Source organism: Enterobacter sp. JBIWA008 (genome assembly GCF_019968765.1).
Taxonomy (GTDB): domain Bacteria; phylum Pseudomonadota; class Gammaproteobacteria; order Enterobacterales; family Enterobacteriaceae; genus Enterobacter.
Genome location: NZ_CP074149.1, coordinates 1,181,479 through 1,205,425, shown reverse-complemented (window position 1 = coordinate 1,205,425; position 23,947 = coordinate 1,181,479). Strand labels below are relative to the sequence as shown.

The following is a 23,947-nucleotide window of genomic DNA, read 5'->3' as shown; positions in this document are numbered from 1 at the left end:
TGAACGGATGGCAACAACGGCTCAAGATTTAACCGCGCAACCGTTTTCCTTGCCCGTATAACATGCTATTCTCTGTGCCCTCGAAAGCAGTGTGTTTCGCACCACAGGAGTTTTAAGACGCATGTCTTCCCGCAATAATCCGGCGCGTGTCGCCATCGTGATGGGGTCCAAAAGCGACTGGGCTACCATGCAGTTCGCCGCCGAAATCTTTGAAATCCTGAATGTTCCGCACCACGTTGAAGTGGTCTCCGCGCACCGTACACCGGACAAACTGTTCAGCTTCGCCGAAAGCGCCGAAGAGAACGGTTATGAGGTGATCGTTGCCGGTGCGGGCGGCGCAGCACACCTGCCGGGCATGATTGCCGCCAAAACCCTGGTGCCGGTACTGGGCGTCCCGGTACAAAGCGCCGCGTTAAGCGGTGTGGATAGCCTCTACTCCATCGTCCAGATGCCGCGCGGTATTCCTGTCGGCACGCTGGCGATTGGTAAAGCGGGTGCGGCGAACGCCGCCCTGCTGGCGGCGCAAATTCTCGCGACGCACGATAAAGCATTGCATCAGCGTCTGGCGGAGTGGCGTAAAGCCCAGACCGACGAAGTGCTGGACAATCCGGACCCGCGGGGTGCGGCATGAAGCAGGTTTGCGTCCTCGGTAACGGCCAGCTAGGCCGCATGCTGCGTCAGGCCGGTGAGCCGCTGGGTATTGCCGTCTGGCCCGTGGGGCTGGATGCTGAACCTGAAGCCGTACCGTTCCACCAGAGCGTGATCACCGCTGAGATCGAACGCTGGCCGGAGACGGCCCTGACGCGCGAGCTGGCGCGTCATAACGCCTTCGTTAACCGCGACGTATTCCCGATCATCGCCGACCGCCTGACGCAAAAGCAGCTGTTCGACAAGCTCGGTCTGCCGACCGCGCCGTGGCAGCTCCTGTCCGATAAAAGCGAGTGGAATGACGTTTTCGCGATGCTGGGCGAGCTGGCAATCGTAAAGCGCCGCGTGGGCGGCTACGATGGCCGCGGCCAGTGGCGCCTGCGTGCAGATGAAACGGCAGAACTGCCGGACGACTGCTACGGCGAGTGCATCGTTGAGCAAGGCATTAACTTCAGCGGTGAAGTGTCGCTGGTTGGCGCGCGCGGGCACGACGGGCATACCGTCTTTTATCCGCTGACGCATAACCTGCATCAGGACGGCATTCTGCGCACCAGCGTCGCCTTCCCGCATGCCAATGCTGACCAGCAGGCGCAGGCGGAAGATATGCTCTCTGCCATCATGCACGAACTGGGCTATGTGGGCGTCATGGCGATGGAGTGCTTTATCACCCCGTCCGGCCTGCTGATCAACGAACTCGCGCCGCGCGTGCACAACAGCGGCCACTGGACGCAAAACGGCGCATCCATCAGCCAGTTCGAGCTGCACCTGCGCGCAATTACCGACCTGCCGCTGCCGCAGCCGGTGGTGAACAGCCCGTCGGTGATGATCAACCTGATCGGCACCGATCTGAACTACGACTGGCTGAAGCTGCCGCTGGTGCATCTGCACTGGTATGACAAAGAGGTTCGCGCGGGTCGTAAGGTCGGTCACCTGAACCTGAACGACAGCGACACGGGCCGCCTGAGCGCCACCCTGGAAGCGATGATCCCTCTCCTGCCGCCGGAATATGCGAGCGGTATTGTCTGGGCGCAGTCAAAGCTCAAGTAAGACATCCGCGCCGGGGAGTTGACCTTCCCCTTCCCCGGCGTACAATCCCCGCCCATTGCTGCTGAGTTTTCTTCTGGAATAACCATGAACGATGGAACGGACTATCGCGCGATCCTCGCGTCTGATACCCCTTTAATCGACGTTCGCGCGCCGATCGAATTTGCCCAGGGCGCGATGCCTGCGGCGATCAACCTGCCTTTAATGAATGACAACGAACGTGCCGCCGTTGGTACCTGCTATAAACGCCAGGGCCCCGAGGCCGCGATGGCGCTCGGCCATCAGCTGGTGAACGGCGAGACGCGTGAGGCACGCATCAACGCCTGGCGGGAAGCCAGCCTTGCCCATCCTGAGGGCTTTCTCTGCTGCGCGCGCGGCGGCCAGCGCTCGCATATCTCCCAGGCCTGGCTGAAAGAGGCGGGCGTCGACTACCCGCTGATCCGCGGCGGCTATAAGGCCCTGCGCCAGACGGCAATTCAGGTGACCATCGAGCAGTCACAAAAGCCGATGGTGCTTATTGGCGGCTGTACCGGGAACGGTAAAACCCTGCTGGTGAAGCAGCACGCGCAGGGAATCGATCTGGAAGGGCTGGCGCACCATCGCGGTTCGTCGTTTGGCCGCACGCTGACGCCGCAGCTTTCCCAGGCAAGCTTTGAAAATCACCTTGCGGTTGAGCTGCTGAAAAAAGACGCCGCGCGCTGGGTGCTGGAGGACGAGGGCCGGATGATTGGCTCCAACCACCTGCCGGAGTGCCTGCGCGACCGCATGGCTGAAGCCCCTATCGCTGTCGTCGAAGACCCGTTTGAAATTCGTCTTGAACGCCTGCGCGAAGAGTATTTCGACCATATGTGGGCGGATTTTTCTGCCGCCTACGGCGAGGAAGCAGGCTGGAAGGAATACAGCGAGTACCTGCATCACGGCCTGTTCGCCATTCGCCGCCGTCTGGGGCTGCAGCGGTATGCAGAATTCACCGCGCTGTTAGATTCCGCGCTGCTGGAACAGCAACGCTCCGGTAGCACGGACGCGCACTTCAGCTGGCTTGTACCGCTCCTGAACGACTATTACGACCCGATGTACGGCTATCAGCTGGAGAAGAAAGCGGAGAAGATCGTCTATCGCGGGACGTTTGAAGACGTTGCCGAGTGGCTTGATCGCTGAAAAACAAGGCCGGGTGGCGAGGTAAAAGCAAAACGGCAACCGGAGTTGCCGTTTTAATGTTTATTCCCTCTCCTCGTGGGAGAGGGTCAGGGTGAGGGCATCAGACCGCACCCAACAAGACGACTTAGAAGTCGTAACGCAGACGCACCAGGTTCATGTCGCCCAGGTTGTCGGTGCTGGAGGTGAACACGTGTTCGTAATCCACGCGGAAACCGTAGTCCAACTGGAAGCTGATACCAACGCCGTTGTCGATGCGCTGGTAGTTACGGCCGTTCACGTACTCAATGCGGTCGCCCATGAAGTAAGGCTGGATGGATTTAACCGCGTACTGGCCGATTGGGAATTTGTACCCTGCGAAGTATTCAATACCCCACGCGTCACCCGCAAAGTAGTCGTTAACAGACACTTTTTTGGTGGTCAGGAAGTTCTGATACCAGCCGCCGCCAGCGGAGAAGGTCCAGTTGTCCGGGGTCCAGCTCAGCGCGGTACCGAGGATGTTCTGGTCGTAGGTTTTGCTGTCGCCGTTGTCCGGGTTACGCATGTCCGCGCGGGTGTAGTTCCACGCCGCGCCCCAGGTCAGGTCGGTGGTCAGGTGGTAATCCAGACCCAGCGAGCCGCCGCCTTTACGCTTGTAGCGCAGGCCGTTGCCCGGCAGGTATTCGCTGTCTTCAAACAGGTAGGATGCATAAATATCGGCATCACCCACGGTTTTCTTATATTTCAGCATCTGGCGTGAACGGTAAGAACCGTCGTAATCGCCGTTGATACCGTTACCCGGAGCCTGACCGATCATGTCGTAGTCCCAGATATCGGTTTTCGCGCCCACCACATCATAGTAAACGCTGTTCTGTTGACCGAAGGTCAGCGTACCCCAGGTGTCGCTCTTCAGACCGGTGTAGAGCATACGACGCGTGGTGTCGTGTGCGCCGTCGGCGTAGTGGTGATCCCAGTTGAACTGCGCAGGAATATTGACACCCAGCTCGTAGTAGCTGATCCAGCTGATGTCATCAAACAGGTAGTAATCTGCTGCGAAACGGAAACGGGTGCCGCCGTCAAAGCCGTTACGCTTGTAGCTGTTTTTACCGTCGTCGCCGGTCATGTTCTGGAACTGAGGACGAATACTGCCGCCAACGGTAAAGTTCAGGCGGCTCAGCGGATTACCCGCCTGAGGATCCTGCTTAAGAACGGTGATTTCCGCCTGAGAAGCGAAGGTAGTCAATGCCACTGCCGCGCCGATCGTTGCCGCCAGCGCTGATTTTTTTATAGTCATTATTTTTCCTTAATAGACACGCTGCTAAATATTTAGCGGGTGAATATTAACTGGAAATAATCGGGCCGTGTGGTCGGGTTTTTAATGTTTTGTGCTACTAAATGAGTGGGTATTATCACTTTGTGCTATTTAAACACTGCGCACCGGAATTAAAACCCGGTGCGCAACTATCACCGTTCTAAATCAACTCGCAAACTGACGGAACAGGGCTTTGCCCTTTAACAGCCGCGTGCCGAGCCAGCCTCCGCAGAGAGAAAGCAGCACCGCGCCGCTGAGAGGCAGGATCAACCAGAGGCGCCAGTCAGGCTCCCACGGGAAGTCAAAGACCTTTGTCTGCAGCATCGCCAGCGCCGTCTCTGCGCCAATGGCCGCCACCAGACCGGCCACCAGCCCCAGCAGCGCAAACTCGCTCCAGAGCGTCATCCGCAGCAGCCGCTTTCCGGCCCCCAGCGTGCGGTAGACCACCAGCTCCTGATAGCGCTGGCGCATGCCCACCTGCACCTGGGCCAGCAGCAACAGCACGCCGCAGAGGGTTACCAGCACCACCATGACCTCCAGCGCGCGGCTCACCTGCTCCAGCACCTGCCCCACCTGCTTCAGGATCGCCCCAATATCCAGCAGGCTGACCGTCGGAAACTCCCGGTTAAGCTGGGTCAGCATGCCGTTGCCGTTTTCCCAGCGGAAGCTGGTCAGCCAGCTCTGCGGCTGTCCGTCCAGCGCCCCCGGCGGGAAGATAAAGAAGAAGTTGGGCCGCAGGCTTTCCCAGTCCACTTTACGCAGGCTGGTCACTTTGGCGCTGAAGTCCTGGGTATCCCCGGTAAAGGTGACGCGGTCCCCGAGCTTCACGTTCAGCCGCGTCGCCAGCCCCTCCTCCATCGACACCTCACCCGCTTTCGGCGGCCAGGTGCCGGCGGTTATCGGGTTATGGTCAGGGCGTTTCTCCTGCCAGGTCAGGTTCAGCTCGCGGTTAAGCGACTCGTCCTTGTTCCCCTCCGTTGGCTGACCGTTGATCTGCGTCAGACGCGCACGCACGATGGGATAGAACGACTCGGGGATAATGTGATGCTCCGACAGGAAGCCCTTCAGCGGCGTAACCTGCTCAGGGGCAATGTTGATCAGGAAATAGTTCGGGCTTTCAGGCGGAAGCTGCTGCTGCCAGCGATCGAGCAGATCGCCGCGCAGCACTAACAGCAGCGCCAGCAGCATAAACGACAGCGAAAACGCCGACAGCTGGCTGAGCGTTGACCACGGCTGATGCAGCAGGCGGTTGACCGCCAGGCGCACGGGCAGCGATTTTACCGTTAGCCGCTTCAGGACGTTGAGCAATATCCAGCCCAGCACGCCGCACAGCAGCGCCAGCACAACCGCCCCGGCCAGTACCGCCCACAGCAGCGTGCTGCCCCCCATCAGCCAGGCCAGCAGCCCCACCGCTACGACAATAATCACCGGAAGGTAGAACTTCAGCGGCCAGACGTTCGCCACCACATCGTTGCGAAGCACGCGCAGCGGCTGCGTGGCGAGCAGCAGGCGGTAAGGTCGGAGCCCCACCAGCAGCGAAATCACCGTCATTGCGCCCATCGCCCACAGCCACGGCCAGAGGCTGGCCGGCGGCAATGCGGCCGGGAGCACCGGCTTCAGCATCACCATCAGCAGTTTTTCAAACAGCAGCCCCATTATTCCGCCGGTCAGCGCGGACAGTACCAGCAGCATCAGCCACTGGCCGACGATCAGCTTGCGCAGCTGCGCCCTGCCCGCCCCCAGGGTTTTGAGGATCGCCACCAGATCGTAACGGCTGCGGCAGTAATGCCCCATCGCCACGGCAACCGCCGCCACCGCCAGCAGCAGGGTCAACAGTGCCGACAGCAGCAGGAACTGCTGAGAACGTTCAAGAGATTTACCGAGCGCCCCTTCGTCCTGCTCCAGCCCGTACCAGCGGTGTTCCGGTTTGAGCTGCGGCAGAAGCCATTTTTCGTACGCATCCAGCTGGGCAGGCGTGCCGCCAAACTTATAGCGCCAGGTGACGCGGCTGCCCGGCTGTACCGCATGGGTTGCCGCGACATCCGCGGTGTTCATCAGCAGGCGCGGCGCGAGCTGGAAGGGGTTAAAGCCGGAATCGGGCTCCTGCACCACTTCCCCGGCAATCTTGAGGGTGGCGTCGCCGACGTCGATGCTATCGCCGGGTTTCAGGTTCAGAAGCGCCATCAGACGTGATGCCAGCAGCACCGTGCCGGGCTTTGGCTTCAGCCCAGGCGGGTTGGTCTGCAGTTCGCCGTACATCGGGTAGATATCATCGACGGCTTTAACGCTTGCCAGCTGAGGCGTGTCGCCCGCAAAGGTCATAGTCTGGAAGGTGAGCTGCTCCCCCACCTTCAGCCCTTCTTTGCGCGCCTCTTCAATCCAGCCCAACGGCACCGGGCGGGAGCTTTGCAGCGCCCTGTCCCCCGCCATAAACTCCCGGCTCTGCTGGCTAAGCCCTTTTTCCATGCGGTCGCTGACGCTCCCTAGCGCCAGCACGCAGGCCACCGCCAGGCTTAGCGCCAGCCAGACAATCAGCAGCGAGGGCGAGCGCCACTCGCGCCAGAACCAGCGGGTAATCATGCCTCCTCCTGAAGAATACCGTTCACCAGCCGCAGGCGGCGGTCGCAGCGGGCGGCGAGCTGCGGATCGTGGGTCACGAGGATCAGCGTGGTGCCGTGCTCGCGGTTAAGCGAAAACAGCAGGTCAGCAATCCGGTCTCCGGTTTTACGGTCGAGGTTACCGGTGGGCTCATCGGCAAACAGTACTTCGGGACGGCCGTTAAACGCCCGCGCCAGCGCCACGCGCTGCTGTTCGCCGCCGGAAAGCTGTGCGGGAAGATGGTCGAGACGCTTGCCCAGACCGAGCTGTTCCAGCAGCGCCTTCGCGTGCGCGCGGCTTTCACGGCTATTTTCACCGCGCAACAGCGCCGGGAGCTCGACGTTTTCCAGCGCGTTCAGGGTCGGGATCAGCATAAAGGACTGAAAGACAAAACCTACGTGACGCGCGCGCAGCGCGGCCCTCGCCTCTTCATCAAGCTGATGCAGCGGCTGCCCGACAAGGTGGACCTCACCGCTGCTGCCGTCGTCCAGACCGGCCAAAATCGCCAGCAGCGTGGACTTGCCGGAGCCGGATTCGCCAATCAGCGCGATGGTTTCAGCGCGTTTGACAACGAGTTCAACTCCAGTAAGGATGGAAAGCTCGTGTTCCCCCTGACCGACGGACTTCTTAAGATGATGAACTTCAACACTGTTTTCCGCTGGCATTTGCCCTTCCTGTTTTTGATTCTGATGACCTTCCGCGCGGCGGCAGCGGACACGTTACTGGTTCTCGGCGACAGCCTGAGCGCTGGCTATCGCATGGCGGCCAGCGCGGCCTGGCCCGCTCTGCTTAACGACAAATGGCAGAGCAAGACGTCGGTAATCAACGCCAGCATCAGCGGCGATACCTCGCAGCAGGGCCTGTCGCGCCTGCCTGCGCTGCTCAAACAGCATCAGCCGCGCTGGGTGCTGGTGGAGCTTGGCGGTAACGATGGATTGCGCGGTTTTCAGCCTCAGCAAACCGAGCAAACGCTGCGCACCATTTTGCAGGATATCAAGGCGGCAAACGCCCAGCCGCTGCTGATGCAAATTCGCCTGCCCGCTAACTACGGTCGTCGGTATAATGAAGCCTTTAGCGCGATCTACCCTAAGCTTGCCAAAGAGTTTGATATTCCGCTGCTGCCATTTTTCATGGAAGAGGTCTATCTCAAACCCCAGTGGATGCAAGACGACGGGATCCACCCCAATCGCGATGCTCAGCCGTTTATTGCCGACTGGATGGCAACGCGGCTGGCTCCTTTAGTTAAACATGACTCCTGATTAAGCGGAGATCCTGACAGGTAAAGTTATGCAAAAATCGGTCTTAATTACAGGATGTTCCAGTGGAATTGGCCTGGAAAGCGCGCTCGAACTGAAGCGCCGGGGGTTTCGGGTCCTGGCTGCCTGTCGCAAACCCGACGATGTCGAACGCATGAACGGACTAGGCTTTACCGGCGTGTTGCTGGACATGGACTCGCCGGAGAGCATTGAGCGCGCCGCTGATGAAGCGATCGCGCTGACCGACAATCGTCTCTACGGGCTCTTTAACAATGCCGGTTACGGCGTGTATGGCCCGCTGGATACGCTCTCCCGTGAAACGCTGGAGAAGCAGTTTTCGACCAACTTCTTCGGCGTGCATCAGCTCACCATGCGTCTGCTCCCCGCTATGCTGCCGCACGGCGAAGGGCGCATCGTAATGACATCGTCGGTGATGGGGCTGATTTCCACTCCGGGCCGCGGCGCCTACGCCGCCAGCAAATATGCGCTGGAGGCCTGGTCCGACGCCCTGCGCATGGAGCTACGCCACAGCGGCATCAAGGTCAGCCTGATTGAACCCGGCCCGATCCGCACCCGCTTTACCCAAAACGTGAACCAGACGCAGGCGGATAAACCGGTGGAGAACCCCGGCATCGCCGCACGTTTTACCCTCGGGCCAGAGGCGGTGGTGGCCAAAGTGCGCCATGCTTTTGAGAGTGAACATCCCAAAATGCGCTACCCGGTGACGCTGGTCACCCATGCCGTAGGCTGGTTAAAACGCCTGCTGCCGGGCCGGATGATGGACAAAATTTTGCACGGCTGAGTTGAAGCAACGACGCTCATCCCCATGTAAAGAACAAACCGACAAAAGAGAAAGCCGCATGTCCGTACAGAATATCGTCAATATCACTGAAGCAAACCTGCAACAGACCCTTGAACAGTCGATGACCAAACCGGTCCTGTTCTACTTCTGGTCTGAACGCAGCCAACACTGTCTGCAGCTGACGCCGGTGCTGGAAAGCCTTGCCGCCCAGTACAACGGTCAGTTCATTCTCGCAAAGCTGGACTGTGACGCCGAGCCAATGGTCGCGTCCCAGTTTGGTCTGCGCGCCATCCCAACCGTCTATCTGTTCCAGAACGGCCAGCCCGTTGATGGCTTCCAGGGGCCGCAGCCGGAAGAGGCTATCCGCGCCCTGCTGGATAAGGTGCTGCCGCGCGAAGAAGAGCTGAAAGCGCAGGAAGGCATGGCGCTGATGCAGGAAGGCAAATACGACGAGGCGCTGCCGCTGCTCAAAGAGGCGTGGCAGCTGTCAAAACAGAACAGCCAGATTGGCCTGCTGCTGGCGGAGACGCAGATCGCCCTGCACCGCTCAGAAGACGCGGAAGCCGTACTCAAGACGGTTCCTCTGCAGGATCAGGACACCCGCTATCAGGGGCTGGTCGCACAAATTGAGCTGCTGAAACAGGCGGCGGACACCCCGGAAATTCAGCAGCTTCAGCAGCAGGTTGCCGACAACCCGGCCGATGCCGCGCTGGCAAGCCAGCTGGCGCTGCAGCTTCATCAGGTGGGGCGTAACGAAGAGGCGCTGGAGCTGCTGTTCAGCCACCTGCAAAAAGACCTGGCAGCCGCAGACGGTCAGGCGCGTAAGATGTTCCAGGAAATTCTGGCCGCGCTGGGCACCGGAGACGCGCTGGCGTCGAAGTATCGTCGTCAGCTGTATGCGCTGCTGTACTGATAAAAAAAGCCCGGTGGCGGCTTCGCCTTACCGGGCCTACACAAACCGATATTACCCCGTCTTTTTCAACTGCGTCACCACCAGCTGGTGGCGCGCGTTGTAGAACTTCCGATAGGTCAGGTAGCAGGCAATGATGGTTGACAGGCTTGCCGTGGAAAGCAGCATGAACGTCACCATGATCTGATACTTAATCGCTTTAACCGGATCGATACCTGCAAAAATCAGCCCCGACATCATGCCCGGCAGGCTCACCAGCCCCACCGTTTTGGCTGAATCTACCGTGGGGATCAGCGATGAGCGAATGCTCTCACGGATCAGCCGCGCCGAGGCCACTTTAGGCGTCGCTCCCAGGCTTAATTTCTCCTGTAGCTGCTGCTGTTCACTGCTGAAACGCTGGCCGAGATTGTTATAACACAGCCCAACGGCCACCATGGCGTTCCCCGCAATCATCCCGGAGATGGGGATAACCTGCATCGGCGTAAACGCAATCGAGCCGGAGAGCACCAGCACCGCCAGCGTGAGCGCCGTCCCGGTGGTAATGGCGATAAACGACGAGATAAACGCTTTATCAATGTATTTACTGCGTTTTTTCGCATTCCACGCTGCGTTAAAGCAGATAAAGAGCACCATCAGCAGCGTAAGCATCGCGTGGTTGACGTTGAATATATACTTCAGCACATAGCCGACGATGATGAGCTGAATCACCGCGCGGCAGATACTCCACACAATATCTTTTTCCAGCCCCAGCTTTTCCCGGTAGCTGACCACAATCGCAATCAGCACCAGCACCATCGAAAACGCCAGGGATTCATTGGTAATGTTATGCTCACCCACGGTTAGCCTCCTGCATTTTCCCGCCGTGCGGCTGAAGCGTAATCACGTCATCCGCATGGGTAATTTCGTTAGCGTCGTGCGTCACCCACAGCACGGCAATGTTCTGCTCCCGGGCGTAGCGATGAATAATCTCGTTAACGTTGCGCTTGTTGGCGTCATCGAGCGCGCTGGTGATTTCGTCGAGCAGCAACACCTTCGGTAAAAACTGCAGGTTGCGGATCAGCGAGACGCGCTGCTTTTCTCCACCCGACAGCGCAGTGATGGATTTGGTCAACGTCTCCTGCGCCAGGCCAAAGCGTGCGAGATCGCTGATAAATTTTTCCGGCTCCGGCGTTTTATTACGGATTTGCCACGGGAAAATCAGGTTGTCATAGACCGTATCGCCAAAAAGCACGGGGGTCTGCACGCAGTAGGAGACCTGCTGGCGGTAGCTTTCCGGGGACAGGGTCGCGATATCCTGTCCTTCAAACAGAATGTTTCCCTCCGTCGGGCTGAGGAGGGAAGCCACAATCTTCAGCAGCGTGCTTTTACCGCAGCCTGACGGTCCCGTGATTAATTTAAACTCGCCCGGCGAGAGGCTAAATCCGACGTGCTGAAGAATAATGTTTTCCCCGACACGAAATCCGATATCCCTGACATGTAATAGCTTTTTTTTATCGTTCATTACGCTTCCGTTAACCGCTTCGTGTAATAACCGTCTGTAGCATAATCCTTTCGCCTGCACAGAGCGAATAGCCTCACGCTAAAGCAAGTGTTAAACTTTTTGTTTGTAATTTGTCACCACCATCACTACAGGAAGTAAGCAGCATGGCACATATCTTTTATGAGTTTCCTTCCCTGAAGCCTGGTGTTCCTGATGTCGAAACATTAATGGAAGTCATCAAATCGTCGGAACTCACGCGTTTTGTCATTGGTGCAGAGGTGGTGGATTTTGTTAAGAAGGCGCTCATCGTGAACACCACGATCGGCAGTTTCAAAAATTGCTATTTCGCCTTCGACAACGGGACACACTTTCTGGAATTTGACGGCAAGGGAAAATCAAAACGTTTCAATGAGGTACCCGACTGGTTCGTCTCTCCGGCTGAATTTTCTCGTACCCAGTGGCTTATCAACCACGATCTTGCGGATGTAAAGGCCACCCAATTCATTGACGTGCTGATGTCCTACCCGCTGAAAGCGCGCCGCGCGCACTGCAATTTGTTATTCGGGCTGGAGCTGGAAAAGGTGAATGCGGTTCCGACCGCAACGTCAGCCGCAGGGAAAATCGGCAATAAAAACGGTAAAACGACCAAACCGCGCGTGACCGATCTGGGATCGTTTGAATTGTTCAGCCAGTTCTTTGCACGCATGAAAACCGCCGTGCTGGCCGATGAGTTTCCCACCCTGCAGGTCCTGACGGGCATGGATAACCTGACAAAAGCGCCGCATAATTTAAAGCAGGGCATCAGAACCTGGTTCAAAGCCATCGCGGGCGACCTTCCCCCCAATAACAAGCGCGTAGAAGCGGGGAATGCCGTTCTGTTCTGCGCCCCTGTCCGCGAACAGATCCAGCGTATCGAAGCGCTGGGGCTGGAGAAGTACTACCAGGGATTATCCAAAGCCATTGCCGAAGCCGGTGATGGCTTCATCTCTGACTTTACCTATACTTACGAGCAATAAACACACACATCTCTCGTCACAGCATGCAAAACAGGAGGTTTTTATGCTTATCGTTGTTCCTGTCCTTATTTTCGTTGCGCTGGTTATCGTGGGCGCAGGCGTCAAAATTGTCCCGCAAGGGTATCAGTGGACCGTTGAGCGTTTCGGTCGATATACCAACACCCTCCAGCCGGGCTTAAGCCTGATTGTTCCGTTCATGGACCGGATTGGTCGCAAGATCAACATGATGGAACAGGTTCTGGACATTCCGTCCCAGGAAGTGATCTCCAAGGATAACGCCAACGTCACCATCGACGCCGTCTGCTTTATTCAGGTGATTGATGCGCCGAAGGCGGCCTATGAGGTCAGCAACCTGGAGCTGGCGATCGTCAACCTGACGATGACCAACATCCGTACCGTGCTCGGCTCGATGGAGCTAGACGAGATGCTTTCCCAGCGCGACAGCATCAATACCCGCCTGCTGCACATTGTCGACGAGGCAACGAACCCGTGGGGGATCAAGGTCACCCGTATCGAGATCCGCGACGTGCGCCCGCCGGCGGAGCTGATCGCCTCCATGAACGCCCAGATGAAGGCCGAGCGAACCAAGCGCGCCTACATTCTGGAAGCCGAAGGGGTGCGTCAGGCGGAGATCCTCAAAGCGGAAGGGGAAAAGCAGTCGCAGATCCTGAAAGCGGAAGGCGATCGTCAGTCCGCATTCTTACAGGCGGAAGCGCGTGAACGTTCAGCCGAGGCGGAAGCCCGCGCCACCCAGATGGTGTCAGAGGCGATTGCCGCCGGCGATATCCAGGCCGTGAACTACTTTGTCGCGCAAAAATATACCGACGCGCTAAAACAGATCGGCTCCGCGAACAACAGCAAAGTGGTGATGATGCCGCTGGACGCCAGCAGCCTGATGGGCTCTATCGCCGGTATTGCCGAGCTGATCAAAGACAGCGGAAACGAGCGTAAAAAATGATTGAGCTGATCGTTGCACATCCTCATGCCTTCTGGCTAAGCCTCGGTGGCTTATTGCTGGCGGCGGAGATGCTGGGCGGCAACGGCTACCTGCTCTGGAGCGGTGTTGCCGCCGTCATTACTGGCCTTCTGGTCTGGATCCTTCCCCTGGACTGGACGTGGCAGGGCGCACTGTTCGCCGTGCTCACGCTGGTGGCCGCGTGGCTGTGGTGGCGCTGGCTAAACCGGCGGGTTAAGGAGCAGAAACCGCTGGACGCGCACCTTAACCAGCGCGGACAGCAGATTGTCGGCAAGCGTTTTACGCTCGACGCCGCGCTGGTGAATGGACGCGGGCATATGCGCGTGGGCGACAGCTCGTGGCCGGTGGTCGCCGACGACGACCTCAGCGCCGGCACGCGGGTTGAGGTCATCGCGGTGGAAGGCATTACCCTGCGGGTGAAAGCCTGCTAAGCAGAGGCCTTACGATGACAGCAGCCGGCAAGGTTATCGATAATCGGGCAGTCGGCGCTGTCATCCCCCGGACAGGTTTCCGCGAGCTGTAGCAGCTGTTCGCGCATCGACTGCAGCTCGATGATGTGGCGTTCAATCTCGGCTACTTTTTCCAGCGTGCGTTTTTTCACGTCGGCGCTGTGACGCTTCGGATCGTTAAACAGGTTAACCAGCTCGCCGCACTCTTCCAGATTAAACCCCACCTGTCTTGCCTGGCGCAGCAGCGTCAGTTCATCCAGATGCAGCTGCGTGTAGCTGCGATAGCCGTTTTCACTGCGCAGCGGTGGCGTTACTAGCCCCTTCTCTTCATAAAAGCGGATTGCCTTGCTGGTTAAGCCGGTTTTTTTTGCCACGTCACTGATATTCACATTTCCCCCTTGACCTTCCCCTTGATGGTGGGATTCTGACAGGCGCAGCCCCGTAAGGTACTGCGCCGAATCAGTATTTTACAGACTTAACTAACCCGCAAATCCCCCGCTTTGCCTCCAGAGTGTGGACACAATGTGGACATTCCACTGAGAGGATTATAGCTCACAGCGTCCAGTAAATAGTCTGGTGCAAAGTGTGCGTAAACCATCGTTTGCGAAATATCCGCATGACCCAAAATTCGCTGTAAGGCAATGATGTTGCCCCCCTTCATCATGAAGTGCGTTGCGAACGTATGCCGCAAAGCGTGGGCCGCCTGTCCATCTGGCAAGTTGGGTTTTGCTTCTTTCATCCTCAAACGGAATGTCTTGTAACTGACTCGGAAAAGCCGCCCTGATTCCCTGTGTTTAATTATCCTGGCGATATCATCCGATATCGGAACAACGCGCCTTTCGCCGTTTTTTGTCAGGGTAAACATGACTCTGTTACCGACAATGTTTTCCGCTTTCAGATTGTATGCTTCCCCCCACCTCGCACCGGTAGCCAACAGCAAAATTGCTATGCGGTAGTAATCACCCGTACATAACGACAAAAGCCGATCAACTTCGGTCTGAGTGAGATATGACATTTCGGTTTTGGGTTCTTTCAACGCGGCAACAGACGTCACGGGGTTTTCTCCGTGGAACTCGTCGATCTCCGCCATTGACTTGAAAATCCCACTTAAGGCGAAAAGGTCATGATTTATCGTTGAAGCCTTGATCCCCTGCTCCAGCCGGTATGCCCGGTAATCAATAATGCATCGTGCATCAAGCTGGTAAAGCATAGGGTCACCCATATCTTGGCAAATACATTTAACCGCACTCAATCTGCGATTTGCATAGTTTTTGTTTCGTCCGATCAACTGCCACCAGAGCGCAATAAACTCGCTTAGTTTTCGTTTATCTGCCGGTTTGTTCAGGTAATCATGATTCTGAAATTTGGCAATGATACTGCGTTCAAAAGCGTGGGCATCTGCCTTTCTATCAAACTTCCGCCGAATGCGTTTTCCATCGCGCCCGCGCGGCCTTACATCAACTTCGTAGCGTCCATCTTCGAGCTTCTTAACTGACATAGTGAAGCCCTCCAATGGTGAATTCACTATCCTGGTAACAAATAGTGAAAATGTAATGTTTATATAAAGTTAACCAATCTGTTTCCCAGAGTGGTCTGATTGAGTTGTTTCGTGCCCATAGTGTGCGAGAGCCGGTGCGATCTGGCCCCGACTTGGGTCGATCCGATCGTACATGAACCAGTCTTGATATTTGTTGAATCTGGGATGTCCGAAGATTTTTACAGCTGCCTCTAAAGTCATTTTGGATTTATTGCGTTCATATCCGTGATAAGTCGTGTAGTTAAGCCCAACTAAATCAACAAGTTGTTGTTTTGTTAGCCTTTCAGAGTCACGGATCAGGGCTAGTTTTTCGCCTTGGGAAATTGACACTATTACGAGTTCTCCATATAGTTACCTACATACGAGACATTTAGCTCAAGTCGAGACAATGTCATACAAGCCATAAATGAACTTAGTAAGCCTCATAAATGGTTAACTTAGGAGTCTAACAAATGACAGAATCACGAGAAATCAATTTAACTTCGGGATCTCAACATTTACGCCAATTCCCGTTAGACAATGCCCGCGTTGCTCGCACGTGCAAAATGACCACCGCGCAGGCTGAAAGCATCCGGGATATGAATACCGAAGAACTGCAAAAGCAGATTTTCGTCACGCCGGCAGAATTCGCTTATCTGACTGGCCGCACACTAAAATCAGTTCGCAACCTGATGGATCGCGCGCAGCTTCCAGTTCATCGCGAAGGTATGCCAGGTTCAAAGCGTCCAAAACGTTTCGTCATGCTGCAAGAATATTGGGATGCTGTTGCACATTGCCGCGCTCTGATCACCCCAGAAGAAAGGCATTACATCGACAGACTGATGCACGACAAAGCCACTTATCGACGCACCACCGGAAACAAACACAATGTGTTGAAGCGTAATAGCCGCAATACACTTTCGCATGGCCGGGCATAGGGAAAAGCAGACATGAAAAAGCGCTATTCACAACATGGGTCAGATGCTGGGAGCATTCCGGGTTTGGTTCAGGTAAGCAAAAACGTTTATGTCTTTAACGGCTTCACTATCCGTAAATCACCGCGCAATGCTTTTAACAGAAGTAATTCATATCTGATTAATAAGCGGGATGATAACGGCAATGTTGATAATTATTTTGGCCGTGACTTTGCCTTATCTGAAGCAATGCGAACAATTGAACGGCTGAATAGTGGAAGAAATCATGAGGGTTGAAATGATTATCGGTCTTTCTATTTTTGCTGTGCTTGTTTTGTACCTAACTCAATTCCTAATCAGGCAGCGAATAGAAAACACTAAGCAGAAAAGAATTAAGGCGCTTTCTGAATATAAAGCCCGCCGTGAAGAAGTTGAACTAAAAGCACGTAGACAACTGTAGCAGGTACACGATATGAACGATAACGCCCCATCACTTGCCAGCCTCTTAAAGCACGGTTGTCAGGTCACGCACTTCAAGAACTCACGCGGCTGGCTGGAAACGCCGGACGGAAGATTTTTTAAGCCCGAACCGGCGAAGGTTCAATTTATCAAAGGTAAAAATAAACCGTTTATTTATACCCAAAAAATAAATAAAGGCTTCCTGTTTACACTGGCTGAATTATTTAAAACGCTAATTAAGTAATTCTGTTTAAAAAATCGACTCTGTTTTCTCCGCCCCTTTATTAAGTGGCGGCGGTTTAACTCATTCTTTTTTGAGGAAGAGATTATGACCAGACGTGATCAATATAGCTTCATTTTGCATGTTCTTTTACCTGCTATCGAAAATGAAGGATTAACCATCAAAACCCGCCGTGATGGTGAGTTAACCCTTTCAGCCAGTGGGTCAGTAGCAACCAATTTTATAAGCAATCTGCGCCAGCATTGCATTGAAGAATTGCAGCGCCCTTCTATTCCAGCTTCCCATTACGGAGTCCTATAAAATGATCCGCCCGTTCATCAAATGGGCAGGGGGTAAAACCCGTGTCCTCCCTGACCTGCTGCCGCATCTTCCTAAAGCCGACTGCCTGATCGAACCGTTCGTAGGCGGCGCATCGGTATTTCTGGCGACTGAATACCGCCGATATGTGCTGGCTGATATCAACCCGGATCTTATTAACCTGTATCGGGAAGTCACCCGTTACCCGGACTTAGTGATCGATGCGGCCCGCGAACTGTTCAACAGTAAGAACAGCCCGCAGGGATACAACGAAGTCCGCGCCGCGTTCAATAAGCAGGTGGGTATGGTAAAAAGCGGTGGGTTGCGTTATGGCGCTGAAATGGCGTGCATTATGCGCGCTGCTCAATTCCTGTATTTGAATCGCCACGGTTATAACGGCTTATGTCGATACAGCCGGAAGACCGGCTTTAACGTGCCGTTTGGCAAGTATAAGAGCGTCTACTTTCCTGAAAATGAAATCCGCCTGTTTGCCGAAAAGGCCAACGATACAAAGGCAATATTTCTTTGCGCGCCGTTCCAGCGTTCTCTACAAGTCGTCACGAGTGGCGATGTTCTCGTGTACTGCGATCCGCCTTACCTGCCTGAGAGCAAAACAGCGGATTTCACCCAGTACCACACCGAACCATTCAAGGAAGACAACCACCGCCAGTTAGTCAAGGCACTGCTGGAAGTTAACCGTAAGCATGGCGTGAAGGTCGTCATTTCCAACAGCGACACCGAAGCCACCCGCGCGATTTATCAGCCATTCAAGATGCACGAAATCAGCGTGCAACGTTCCGTCAGCACTGACAAGGACAACCGCCAGAAGGCCAAAGAAGTGATCGGCGTGCTGCCTGTCTGCGACTGCTGCGGGCGTTATGGTGGTGGTCATTGCCCGGACTGCGGGCCATGCGCTGGGTATTCAGCCGGATGTGGAGATGAATCCGATAGCGATGTGCTCCCCGGCTATTGGGAATCAGAAGAAAACCCGATTCCACTGTGAGACGCCCTCTATGACTGCCTACTACAACGAAATCGACCCCTTCGCCGCGCAATACCTGCGCAACCTCATTGATGCTGGGCTTATCGCTTCCGGCGTTGTTGATACTCGTTCCGTTGAGGATGTAACCCCAAATGACATTAAAGGATTCTCTCAAGTCCACCTGTTTGCAGGTTTTGGAGGCTGGCCCCGTGCTTTGCGCGTTGCAGGATGGCCGGACGACCGCCCAATATGGACAGCAAGTTGCCCATGCCAACCTTTCAGCCAGGCAGGCGAAGGAAAACAATTTGATGATGAGCGGCACCTATGGCCCGCCGTTCATTGGCTTGCAGGCCAGCAACGCCCTGTCGTTATATTTGGCGAACAGTCTTCAAGCAAAGATGCAGAAGTCTGGATCGACCTTGTACAAACTGACATGGAAAGTTTGGGCTATGCCTTCGGGGCGTCGGCGTTTCCGTCTGCGGGCGTCGGTGCGCCGCACATCCGGGAGCGTACTTACTGGCTGGCCGACTCCAACCGCGAGCAATACGAAGAACGCTTATCAGGATGCCGAGAAGGTGATCGCCAGGAAGCTGGCTGGTCGGCAGTCGAACTTACAGGACTTTGCTTGTCTTGCGGGCTGGCCCACCCCTGCGGCGAGGGATGGAAAGGGCGGGTATCAGGGAGGAAGGATGCGGCACGGGAAGCTGTCAACGGATACGCTGGATGTGACAGCGCAGATAGCAGGCCCGGCCCGGTTAACGGATTCTGGGGATCTGCTGACTGGCTCTTTTGCAGAGATGGAAAGTGGAGGCCAGTTAAACCCGGCCTTAAGCCTCTGGTTGATGGGGTTCCCTCCAGAGTGGGAAAACTACGCGCCAGCGGAAACGCCGTAAATATCTATGCAGCCGCTACTTTCTTAAAAGCCTACATGGAGATCGCGCAATGACCACGGCAACCCGTGGCCGTCGCGCCCCTTCTCCACCTCCACCGTATCCGGGTAGCACTGATAATGCTACCCCTTACGCTTATGGCGGGAACAAACCATACCAGCCGATTGGCGTTGATGTAGCGCCGGGGCTGGATGGTTTCGACTATCTCACGCCGGACGGCACCCGCAAGCATATTGCGTTCAGTGAACTGGTAGCGGAGGACGAAAAGCCGGAACGCAGCAAGCTGCTGCGCCGCCGTCTGGCTTCTCTTCCGCAGTATGTCCGCCGTCACTTTGCCGCGAAGCTGGATGCGCTGGACGCGAAAGACCGCAAAGCGGCAGACCACTGGCTGCTTAACACCTTTGAGCGCCACGTATTAACGCGTATTGATGGCGTGAACAGTGTTTACCAGCCTGACACTGTGATGCCCGGCATTCTGCTGCCAATCCGCGATCAGCTTTTCCGTATGCTCTGGGCAGGGAAAAAAGAGTTAAAAAGACTGGCTTATACGCTTGCCGATATCTTTACGAGCGAGTTTATACGCGAGTCCGATCACCAGTTGGCGCGCACCGGCGATCCTGAGTTCGCGGCGCTTTCTGGCTATGGCCGTATTGCGTCGCTGGCGGTGCATTTGAAAACGCCGATCCCCGGTTGGACAGCATATTGCAATGAAGAACTTGAAGCGGAGGACGCGTTACGCGCGGTTCTCCGTCTTGAGTCACCGCAGTGGTGGTTAAACCGCCTGCGCCGTATCCATGCCCGTTGGCGTGAGCATTTGATGATCGCAGCGGGATATGTCCAGAAAAAATCCTCTCCATATAGCAGCGCCCCGTGCCTTACGGAATGGCTGGCCCAGAAAAAGGCTAACCGTGAATACCTTAAGGCTATGGAACTGGAAGACCAGGACACGGGCGAGCGCATTTCTTTGATCGATAAAGTCGCCGGCAGTGTTGCCAATCCAGCCAACCGTCGCCGCGAACTCATGACGAGAATGCGCGGATTTGAAGAACTGGCAAAGCTGGAAGGGCTGGCCGGTGACTTCTACACGCTGACTGCACCTTCCCGCTATCACGCTATGCAGCATAACGGGCGTCGTAATAATAAATACTGTGGCGCGTCACCTCGCGAGACGCAGCAATACCTTTGCAAGGTCTGGGCGAGAACCCGCGCCGCGTGGAAGAGAAAAGGGATCCGTGTTTTTGGCTTCCGCGTGGTTGAACCGCACCACGATGCAACGCCGCACTGGCACTTACTTCTTTTCATGCGCCCGGAAAAGGTCGAACAGGCGCGCGATATCTTCCGTAAATATGCCCTTAGAGAAGACGGCAACGAGCCAGGAGCATGGGAGCACCGCCTTGAATTTAAGCCGATTGAGGACGCTTTAGGCAGCGCAACCGGCTACATAGCGAAATACATTTCGAAGAATATCGACGGCTTCGCGCTGGATGGCGAAAAAGACGACGAAACCGGGGAAGACCTGAAAGAAATGTCACTCCGCGTTAGCGCGTGGGCGTCGCGCTGGTCTATTCGCCAGTTTCAGCAGATCGGCGGTGCGCCGGTCACGGTATATCGTGAACTTCGCCGCCTGGGTAATCGCGAACTGGTGTTACACCCTGAACTGGAAACCGCACGACAGGCCGCTGATGCTGGCGAGTGGGATAACTACGTATTAGCCCAGGGTGGCCCGTTGGTTGAGCGCGATAAGCTGCGCATTCGTCTGAACTATGAAACCACCGAAAACGGCAACGCCTACGGCGATGACGTCCAGCGCATCACCGGTATTTACTGCCCGATAACGGGCAATGACTCTTTGATCTTCACCCGCACCACTCAATACAAAATCGTGCCGAAGCGCCAGAACGCTGACGGTGTGGCCGTTGACGTTGGTTTTTCAGGCGGCATCGCCGCCCCTCGGAGTTCTGTCAATAACTGTACGCGGGATCCTGCGGCAGGTGCTGACGGTGTTGAACATGCCGCCAGCGAATCTGCAGGGCAGTCGGAAATGACTGTTCCAGCTGAGGGCGTGACGGTGAATTTTGACGGGCTTTCACGGCAGGAAAAGAGAGAACTGGCACAGAGACTTAGTGACGATGTGAGAAGTAAGCGTAAAAAGCGGCCACCGGAACGGGAAGAGCGGGGACGGCTATCCGTGAAAGAACAGCAGATCAGTGAATTGCTGGCGCTGCGTGGGGTTGATGCTAGCGCCGGAATGGTCAGATCGATTATGGACGGTGCGTCAGTGGCGTGCGGCGATCTCATTATCACTGTGCATGACGGGCGGCTGGTATTGCGCAACCGCGCCGAGTCCGGGATAGATAAACAGCCATTGCAAAGACTATTGGCATCTAAACAGACACAAAAACTTTTGCAAAGATGGAAAATAGCATGTGATAAGAGTAAGCGGGAGGAATAGCAAAGTATTTGATTACTCAGTGAGTTGTCATATGATTGATGAGGACTATGCACTTACATTAGCTAGGAACATAAATGGAATCTTTAGTTAAAAACATAATAGCAAAAAAAGATAACCTCCAAACTGAACTGATTGCCTCTGGGTTTGATTTGGATTATTCGACTAGTAATTACGAAGGAAAATCCATTAAAGGTATTTTGAATGACTTAAGTACACTACTAAAATCGAGTATTCAGTATTTCAATAAGAAAAGCTTTACTCTATCTGTGTTTTATAGTGCAAGTGAAATTCAAATTATTGAAGATAGTTTGCATAGAATTGATTCCGCTTTAGATGCTTGCGAAAGGCAATTACGAGATGAAAATGGTGATAAAACTCTTACAAAAGATGATGTGCAGCTAAATAATGATATATTCGATATGCCTAACATTTCTGCAACTCAGCATGAAAAGCGTCTTAGGCCACGGTCTCCACTTTCACTCAATCTCATTCCAAACGAATTGGATGTTTTGAAGCCATATCTCCGCGTTTTTGCTTTCAAAGGGGCAGAAACTAGAGGGGATAGCTATAGACGATTATTGGAAGATCAAGTTGCATTAGAAAATTTAAAGGGAGATTTTGTTAATAATTTAGACTATGCTCAGAGGTATAAAAAAGAAGCTAACGAATGCCTGACATCCATAGAAGAATATTATGATAAGGTTGAGGCTATTCATGGTCAAGCCGAAGAAAAATTCAGCGAGCTTGAAATTGAACTTGATAAAGTTAATAAGAAAATAGAGTCTATAGCCACCTCTAAAAACGATTGGGATCAAAAAGTTGTTGAAATGGATAGAGTCAAGGATGAAGTTGAAGATGTACATTCAAGAATTGATGAGCTTTACAAATCATCTGGAGATATTAGAAGGCAGTTAAAGGCACTGGTCGAAATCGCAGAGGATAATAACCGAAGTGCATCAAATATAGTCGAGTATTTTGATGCAAAAGCCAATGAACTTGAGAAGATAAAAGAAAAAGCGATTTCCATTCTAAACATAACCGGGACTGTTAGTTTAGGCCAGTTTTTTAAAGAGCAGCACACAGAAGCAAAAGAAAATGTTGGCAAATGGTTAATTGCAAGCGGTGTGCTATTAGCGTGTGCTGTAGGGGTTTGCGTATGGGCCTTATGGAGTTTTGATGCAGCGAGCGAAATACCCTATCTATTCTCAAGGTTAAGTATCGTTCCGCTAATTCTTGCGGGACTATGGTTTTGCTCAAGCCAGTATATTAAGCAAAAACATATAATTGAAGATTATGCATATAAAAAAGTTCTTGCCTTATCAATGGTAAGTTTCCGTAATGAGTTGACGGATAGTTCTCCTGACAGTGTTACTGAGTATATAAAGTCAGTTTTGGAACAATTACACCAACCACCTCTTGATTCTCTGGAAAAGAATCAGTTCAAAGAAGAGTCTAAGATGCTGAGAGGTATTCAGTCTGAGCTATTTAAAGAGGTTATGGAAACCCTCAAATCTCGCGGGCAAGATAAAGAAAAAACAGTGGAAGTAAAAGGTGAAGAAAAATGATGCGCAAATTTCCTATAAATACACAAACTATTTTTGTATGTTTTCGAGCTAACCATATTGGAATGGGCCTGCTGCAGGTTTGCGCAAAAAGCGGGATAACTGAGTACGATTTAGGCACGCGCTGAGACCTGAGATAGGATTGATATTATCAAAACAGGTTTTAGTCCCCTGCATCTCGTAACTAAATCGTTTCCGGTTCATCGCGGTAGTTTGAGGAAGCCGCCTAGCTGGCGGCTTCCTCAACGCCGATAGTTATTTATTCTTCTTAAGCGGTTTGGCTTTCCATCGCTTAACCAGCCATTCAAATTCTTGATAGGTAGTTTCTGACTTGATGTGCTCCCTGATGGCTTTGATCAGTGGTTCGGCAATATCGTAGGTCTCTATCACGGTGGTATACGATGTTCGTTTGATCATCTGCTCGTTATAAATCCCCTCGCGGATGCTCACGGCAACCCTTTCGTAAAAGTTCAGGATGTACTGAAATTTGCGACGCTCAGTCATTTCTTCTTCGGTGATCGCTTTGCCTTCGCATGGAAAGACGTAAGCACGGAACGATTTTCCTGAACGATGCACTTGCTTGAGGACATGCAGCGATTCTATGTACTGCGTATCCTGGCGACTTTCGAACAGAAAGTTCGCCGTTTGCGTTTTCTTTGCGGTGCGGACGTTATAGACGATTGTCCAGATGGCAACGACAACGCCGAGCAGCACAAGGGCGTTACTGATAATTTGCAGGGTATTGGCGTCTAATGTCATGTTTTTTATCCATAAAAAAGGCGGGGTAAGTTCCCCGCCTCGTAGAGGTTAGATTCAGCTTAGAAGCCGTCGAACTCATCAAACAATTTTCTCATAATAACCCCCTTTGAAAGCATTTCGTAGTTCACTTATTGGTGAAGATTCACTTATTAGTGAAGTAATACGACAAAATTACCCTAAAGGTAATCGGTAGTCAAATGGATGGGCCTTTTAGAGCTGCACAATAGCGCACAAATTTGCACAATTTTTT

26 protein-coding genes are annotated in these 23,947 nt (G+C 54.1%); 17 read left to right on the top strand and 9 right to left on the bottom strand.

Annotated features, from left to right (window positions below; genetic code table 11):
- Positions 1-121 precede the first annotated feature (121 nt).
- From purE to mnmH, 3 genes are all read left to right on the top strand, one after another.
- On the top strand, positions 122-631 hold the full coding sequence (purE, locus tag KGP24_RS05880; protein WP_023310631.1) for a 5-(carboxyamino)imidazole ribonucleotide mutase: 510 nt from the start codon (positions 122-124) through the stop codon (positions 629-631).
- Entirely contained in the window at positions 628-1,695 is a 1,068-nt protein-coding gene (purK, locus tag KGP24_RS05875) for a 5-(carboxyamino)imidazole ribonucleotide synthase (protein ID WP_032661448.1), read from the top strand. The genes purE and purK overlap by 4 nt, the downstream gene beginning before the upstream one ends.
- Positions 1,696-1,779: 84 nt before the next feature.
- Positions 1,780-2,850, top strand: coding sequence for a tRNA 2-selenouridine(34) synthase MnmH (gene mnmH, locus KGP24_RS05870; RefSeq protein ID WP_223562665.1), 1,071 nt, complete (start codon positions 1,780-1,782; stop codon positions 2,848-2,850).
- A 124-nt stretch (positions 2,851-2,974) separates the two neighbouring features.
- On the opposite strand, the gene KGP24_RS05865 is transcribed toward mnmH, so the two are convergent.
- The 3 genes from KGP24_RS05865 to ybbA all read right to left on the bottom strand — a co-directional run bounded on the left by KGP24_RS05865 (position 2,975) and on the right by ybbA (position 7,401).
- Positions 2,975-4,120, bottom strand: a complete 1,146-nt coding sequence (locus tag KGP24_RS05865; protein WP_023310628.1) for a porin — start codon at positions 4,118-4,120, stop codon at positions 2,975-2,977.
- A gap of 183 nt (positions 4,121-4,303) precedes the next feature.
- A complete protein-coding gene (ybbP, locus tag KGP24_RS05860) occupies positions 4,304-6,718 on the bottom strand; it encodes a putative ABC transporter permease subunit YbbP (RefSeq protein WP_223562664.1) in 2,415 nt (804 codons plus the stop codon).
- The gene (gene ybbA, locus KGP24_RS05855; RefSeq protein ID WP_023617272.1) at positions 6,715-7,401 is read right to left on the bottom strand and encodes a putative ABC transporter ATP-binding protein YbbA; all 687 of its coding nucleotides are present in this window, start codon (positions 7,399-7,401) and stop codon (positions 6,715-6,717) included. The genes ybbP and ybbA overlap by 4 nt, the downstream gene beginning before the upstream one ends.
- On the opposite strand from ybbA, the gene tesA reads away from it, so the two are divergent.
- The 3 genes from tesA to KGP24_RS05840 are packed head-to-tail and all read left to right on the top strand — an operon-like array spanning position 7,372 to position 9,707.
- Positions 7,372-7,995, top strand: coding sequence for a multifunctional acyl-CoA thioesterase I/protease I/lysophospholipase L1 (gene tesA / locus KGP24_RS05850; protein ID WP_032661743.1), 624 nt, complete (start codon positions 7,372-7,374; stop codon positions 7,993-7,995). The genes ybbA and tesA overlap by 30 nt on opposite strands.
- A gap of 28 nt (positions 7,996-8,023) precedes the next feature.
- Complete coding sequence (locus KGP24_RS05845; protein WP_223562663.1) at positions 8,024-8,794, top strand: SDR family oxidoreductase; 771 nt, start codon at positions 8,024-8,026, stop codon at positions 8,792-8,794.
- 58 nt (positions 8,795-8,852) lie between these two features.
- Positions 8,853-9,707 carry a co-chaperone YbbN gene (locus KGP24_RS05840; RefSeq protein WP_023293125.1) on the top strand — a complete coding sequence of 285 codons (855 nt, stop codon included), beginning with the start codon at positions 8,853-8,855 and terminating at the stop codon, positions 9,705-9,707.
- Positions 9,708-9,758: 51 nt separating this feature from the next.
- Here the strand turns inward: KGP24_RS05840 and fetB are convergent, their stop codons facing one another.
- Together fetB and fetA are read right to left on the bottom strand one after the other, a co-directional pair.
- Complete coding sequence (gene fetB / locus KGP24_RS05835; protein ID WP_194399740.1) at positions 9,759-10,541, bottom strand: iron export ABC transporter permease subunit FetB; 783 nt, start codon at positions 10,539-10,541, stop codon at positions 9,759-9,761.
- On the bottom strand, positions 10,534-11,205 hold the full coding sequence (gene fetA / locus KGP24_RS05830; protein ID WP_223562662.1) for an iron ABC transporter ATP-binding protein FetA: 672 nt from the start codon (positions 11,203-11,205) through the stop codon (positions 10,534-10,536). The genes fetB and fetA overlap by 8 nt, the downstream gene beginning before the upstream one ends.
- A 143-nt stretch (positions 11,206-11,348) precedes the next feature.
- Between fetA and KGP24_RS05825 the strand changes: the two genes are divergently transcribed.
- From KGP24_RS05825 to KGP24_RS05815, 3 genes are read left to right on the top strand one after another with little or no spacing between them, the layout of a single operon-like run.
- On the top strand, positions 11,349-12,200 hold the full coding sequence (locus KGP24_RS05825; RefSeq protein WP_223562661.1) for a hypothetical protein: 852 nt from the start codon (positions 11,349-11,351) through the stop codon (positions 12,198-12,200).
- Between the two features lie 43 nt (positions 12,201-12,243).
- Entirely contained in the window at positions 12,244-13,158 is a 915-nt protein-coding gene (locus KGP24_RS05820) for an SPFH domain-containing protein (RefSeq protein ID WP_024906863.1), read from the top strand.
- Positions 13,155-13,607 carry an NfeD family protein gene (locus KGP24_RS05815; protein WP_223562660.1) on the top strand — a complete coding sequence of 151 codons (453 nt, stop codon included), beginning with the start codon at positions 13,155-13,157 and terminating at the stop codon, positions 13,605-13,607. The genes KGP24_RS05820 and KGP24_RS05815 overlap by 4 nt, the downstream gene beginning before the upstream one ends.
- Here the strand turns inward: KGP24_RS05815 and cueR are convergent.
- The 3 genes from cueR to KGP24_RS05800 form a co-directional block, all read right to left on the bottom strand.
- Positions 13,604-14,014, bottom strand: coding sequence for a Cu(I)-responsive transcriptional regulator (gene cueR / locus KGP24_RS05810; protein WP_223562659.1), 411 nt, complete (start codon positions 14,012-14,014; stop codon positions 13,604-13,606). The genes KGP24_RS05815 and cueR overlap by 4 nt on opposite strands.
- An 86-nt stretch (positions 14,015-14,100) precedes the next feature.
- Positions 14,101-15,123 (bottom strand): tyrosine-type recombinase/integrase, encoded by a 1,023-nt coding sequence (locus KGP24_RS05805; RefSeq protein ID WP_223562658.1) that lies wholly within the window; start codon positions 15,121-15,123, stop codon positions 14,101-14,103.
- A 69-nt stretch (positions 15,124-15,192) separates the two neighbouring features.
- Positions 15,193-15,492: a helix-turn-helix transcriptional regulator gene (locus KGP24_RS05800; protein WP_045346978.1), complete on the bottom strand. Its 300-nt coding sequence runs from the start codon at positions 15,490-15,492 to the stop codon at positions 15,193-15,195.
- A gap of 122 nt (positions 15,493-15,614) precedes the next feature.
- On the opposite strand from KGP24_RS05800, the gene KGP24_RS05795 reads away from it, so the two are divergent.
- From KGP24_RS05795 to KGP24_RS05760, 8 genes are all read left to right on the top strand, one after another.
- Positions 15,615-16,079: a hypothetical protein gene (locus KGP24_RS05795; RefSeq protein WP_223562657.1), complete on the top strand. Its 465-nt coding sequence runs from the start codon at positions 15,615-15,617 to the stop codon at positions 16,077-16,079.
- Between the two features lie 12 nt (positions 16,080-16,091).
- Positions 16,092-16,352 carry a DUF4761 family protein gene (locus KGP24_RS05790; RefSeq protein ID WP_223562656.1) on the top strand — a complete coding sequence of 87 codons (261 nt, stop codon included), beginning with the start codon at positions 16,092-16,094 and terminating at the stop codon, positions 16,350-16,352.
- A gap of 175 nt (positions 16,353-16,527) precedes the next feature.
- On the top strand, positions 16,528-16,758 hold the full coding sequence (locus KGP24_RS05785) for a phage filamentation protein Fil family protein (protein ID WP_181541409.1): 231 nt from the start codon (positions 16,528-16,530) through the stop codon (positions 16,756-16,758).
- A gap of 84 nt (positions 16,759-16,842) precedes the next feature.
- Positions 16,843-17,055 carry a hypothetical protein gene (locus KGP24_RS05780; protein WP_084832535.1) on the top strand — a complete coding sequence of 71 codons (213 nt, stop codon included), beginning with the start codon at positions 16,843-16,845 and terminating at the stop codon, positions 17,053-17,055.
- A gap of 1 nt (position 17,056) precedes the next feature.
- Entirely contained in the window at positions 17,057-18,055 is a 999-nt protein-coding gene (locus KGP24_RS05775; protein WP_223562655.1) for a Dam family site-specific DNA-(adenine-N6)-methyltransferase, read from the top strand.
- 10 nt (positions 18,056-18,065) lie between these two features.
- Complete coding sequence (locus tag KGP24_RS05770; RefSeq protein ID WP_223562654.1) at positions 18,066-18,980, top strand: DNA cytosine methyltransferase; 915 nt, start codon at positions 18,066-18,068, stop codon at positions 18,978-18,980.
- Positions 18,977-21,376: a replication endonuclease gene (locus KGP24_RS05765; RefSeq protein ID WP_223562653.1), complete on the top strand. Its 2,400-nt coding sequence runs from the start codon at positions 18,977-18,979 to the stop codon at positions 21,374-21,376. The genes KGP24_RS05770 and KGP24_RS05765 overlap by 4 nt, the downstream gene beginning before the upstream one ends.
- Positions 21,377-21,450: 74 nt before the next feature.
- Positions 21,451-22,941 carry a hypothetical protein gene (locus tag KGP24_RS05760; protein WP_223562652.1) on the top strand — a complete coding sequence of 497 codons (1,491 nt, stop codon included), beginning with the start codon at positions 21,451-21,453 and terminating at the stop codon, positions 22,939-22,941.
- A gap of 252 nt (positions 22,942-23,193) precedes the next feature.
- Here the strand turns inward: KGP24_RS05760 and KGP24_RS05755 are convergent, their stop codons facing one another.
- Positions 23,194-23,697, bottom strand: coding sequence for a DUF4760 domain-containing protein (locus KGP24_RS05755; protein ID WP_223562651.1), 504 nt, complete (start codon positions 23,695-23,697; stop codon positions 23,194-23,196).
- Between the last annotated feature and the right edge of the window lie 250 nt (positions 23,698-23,947).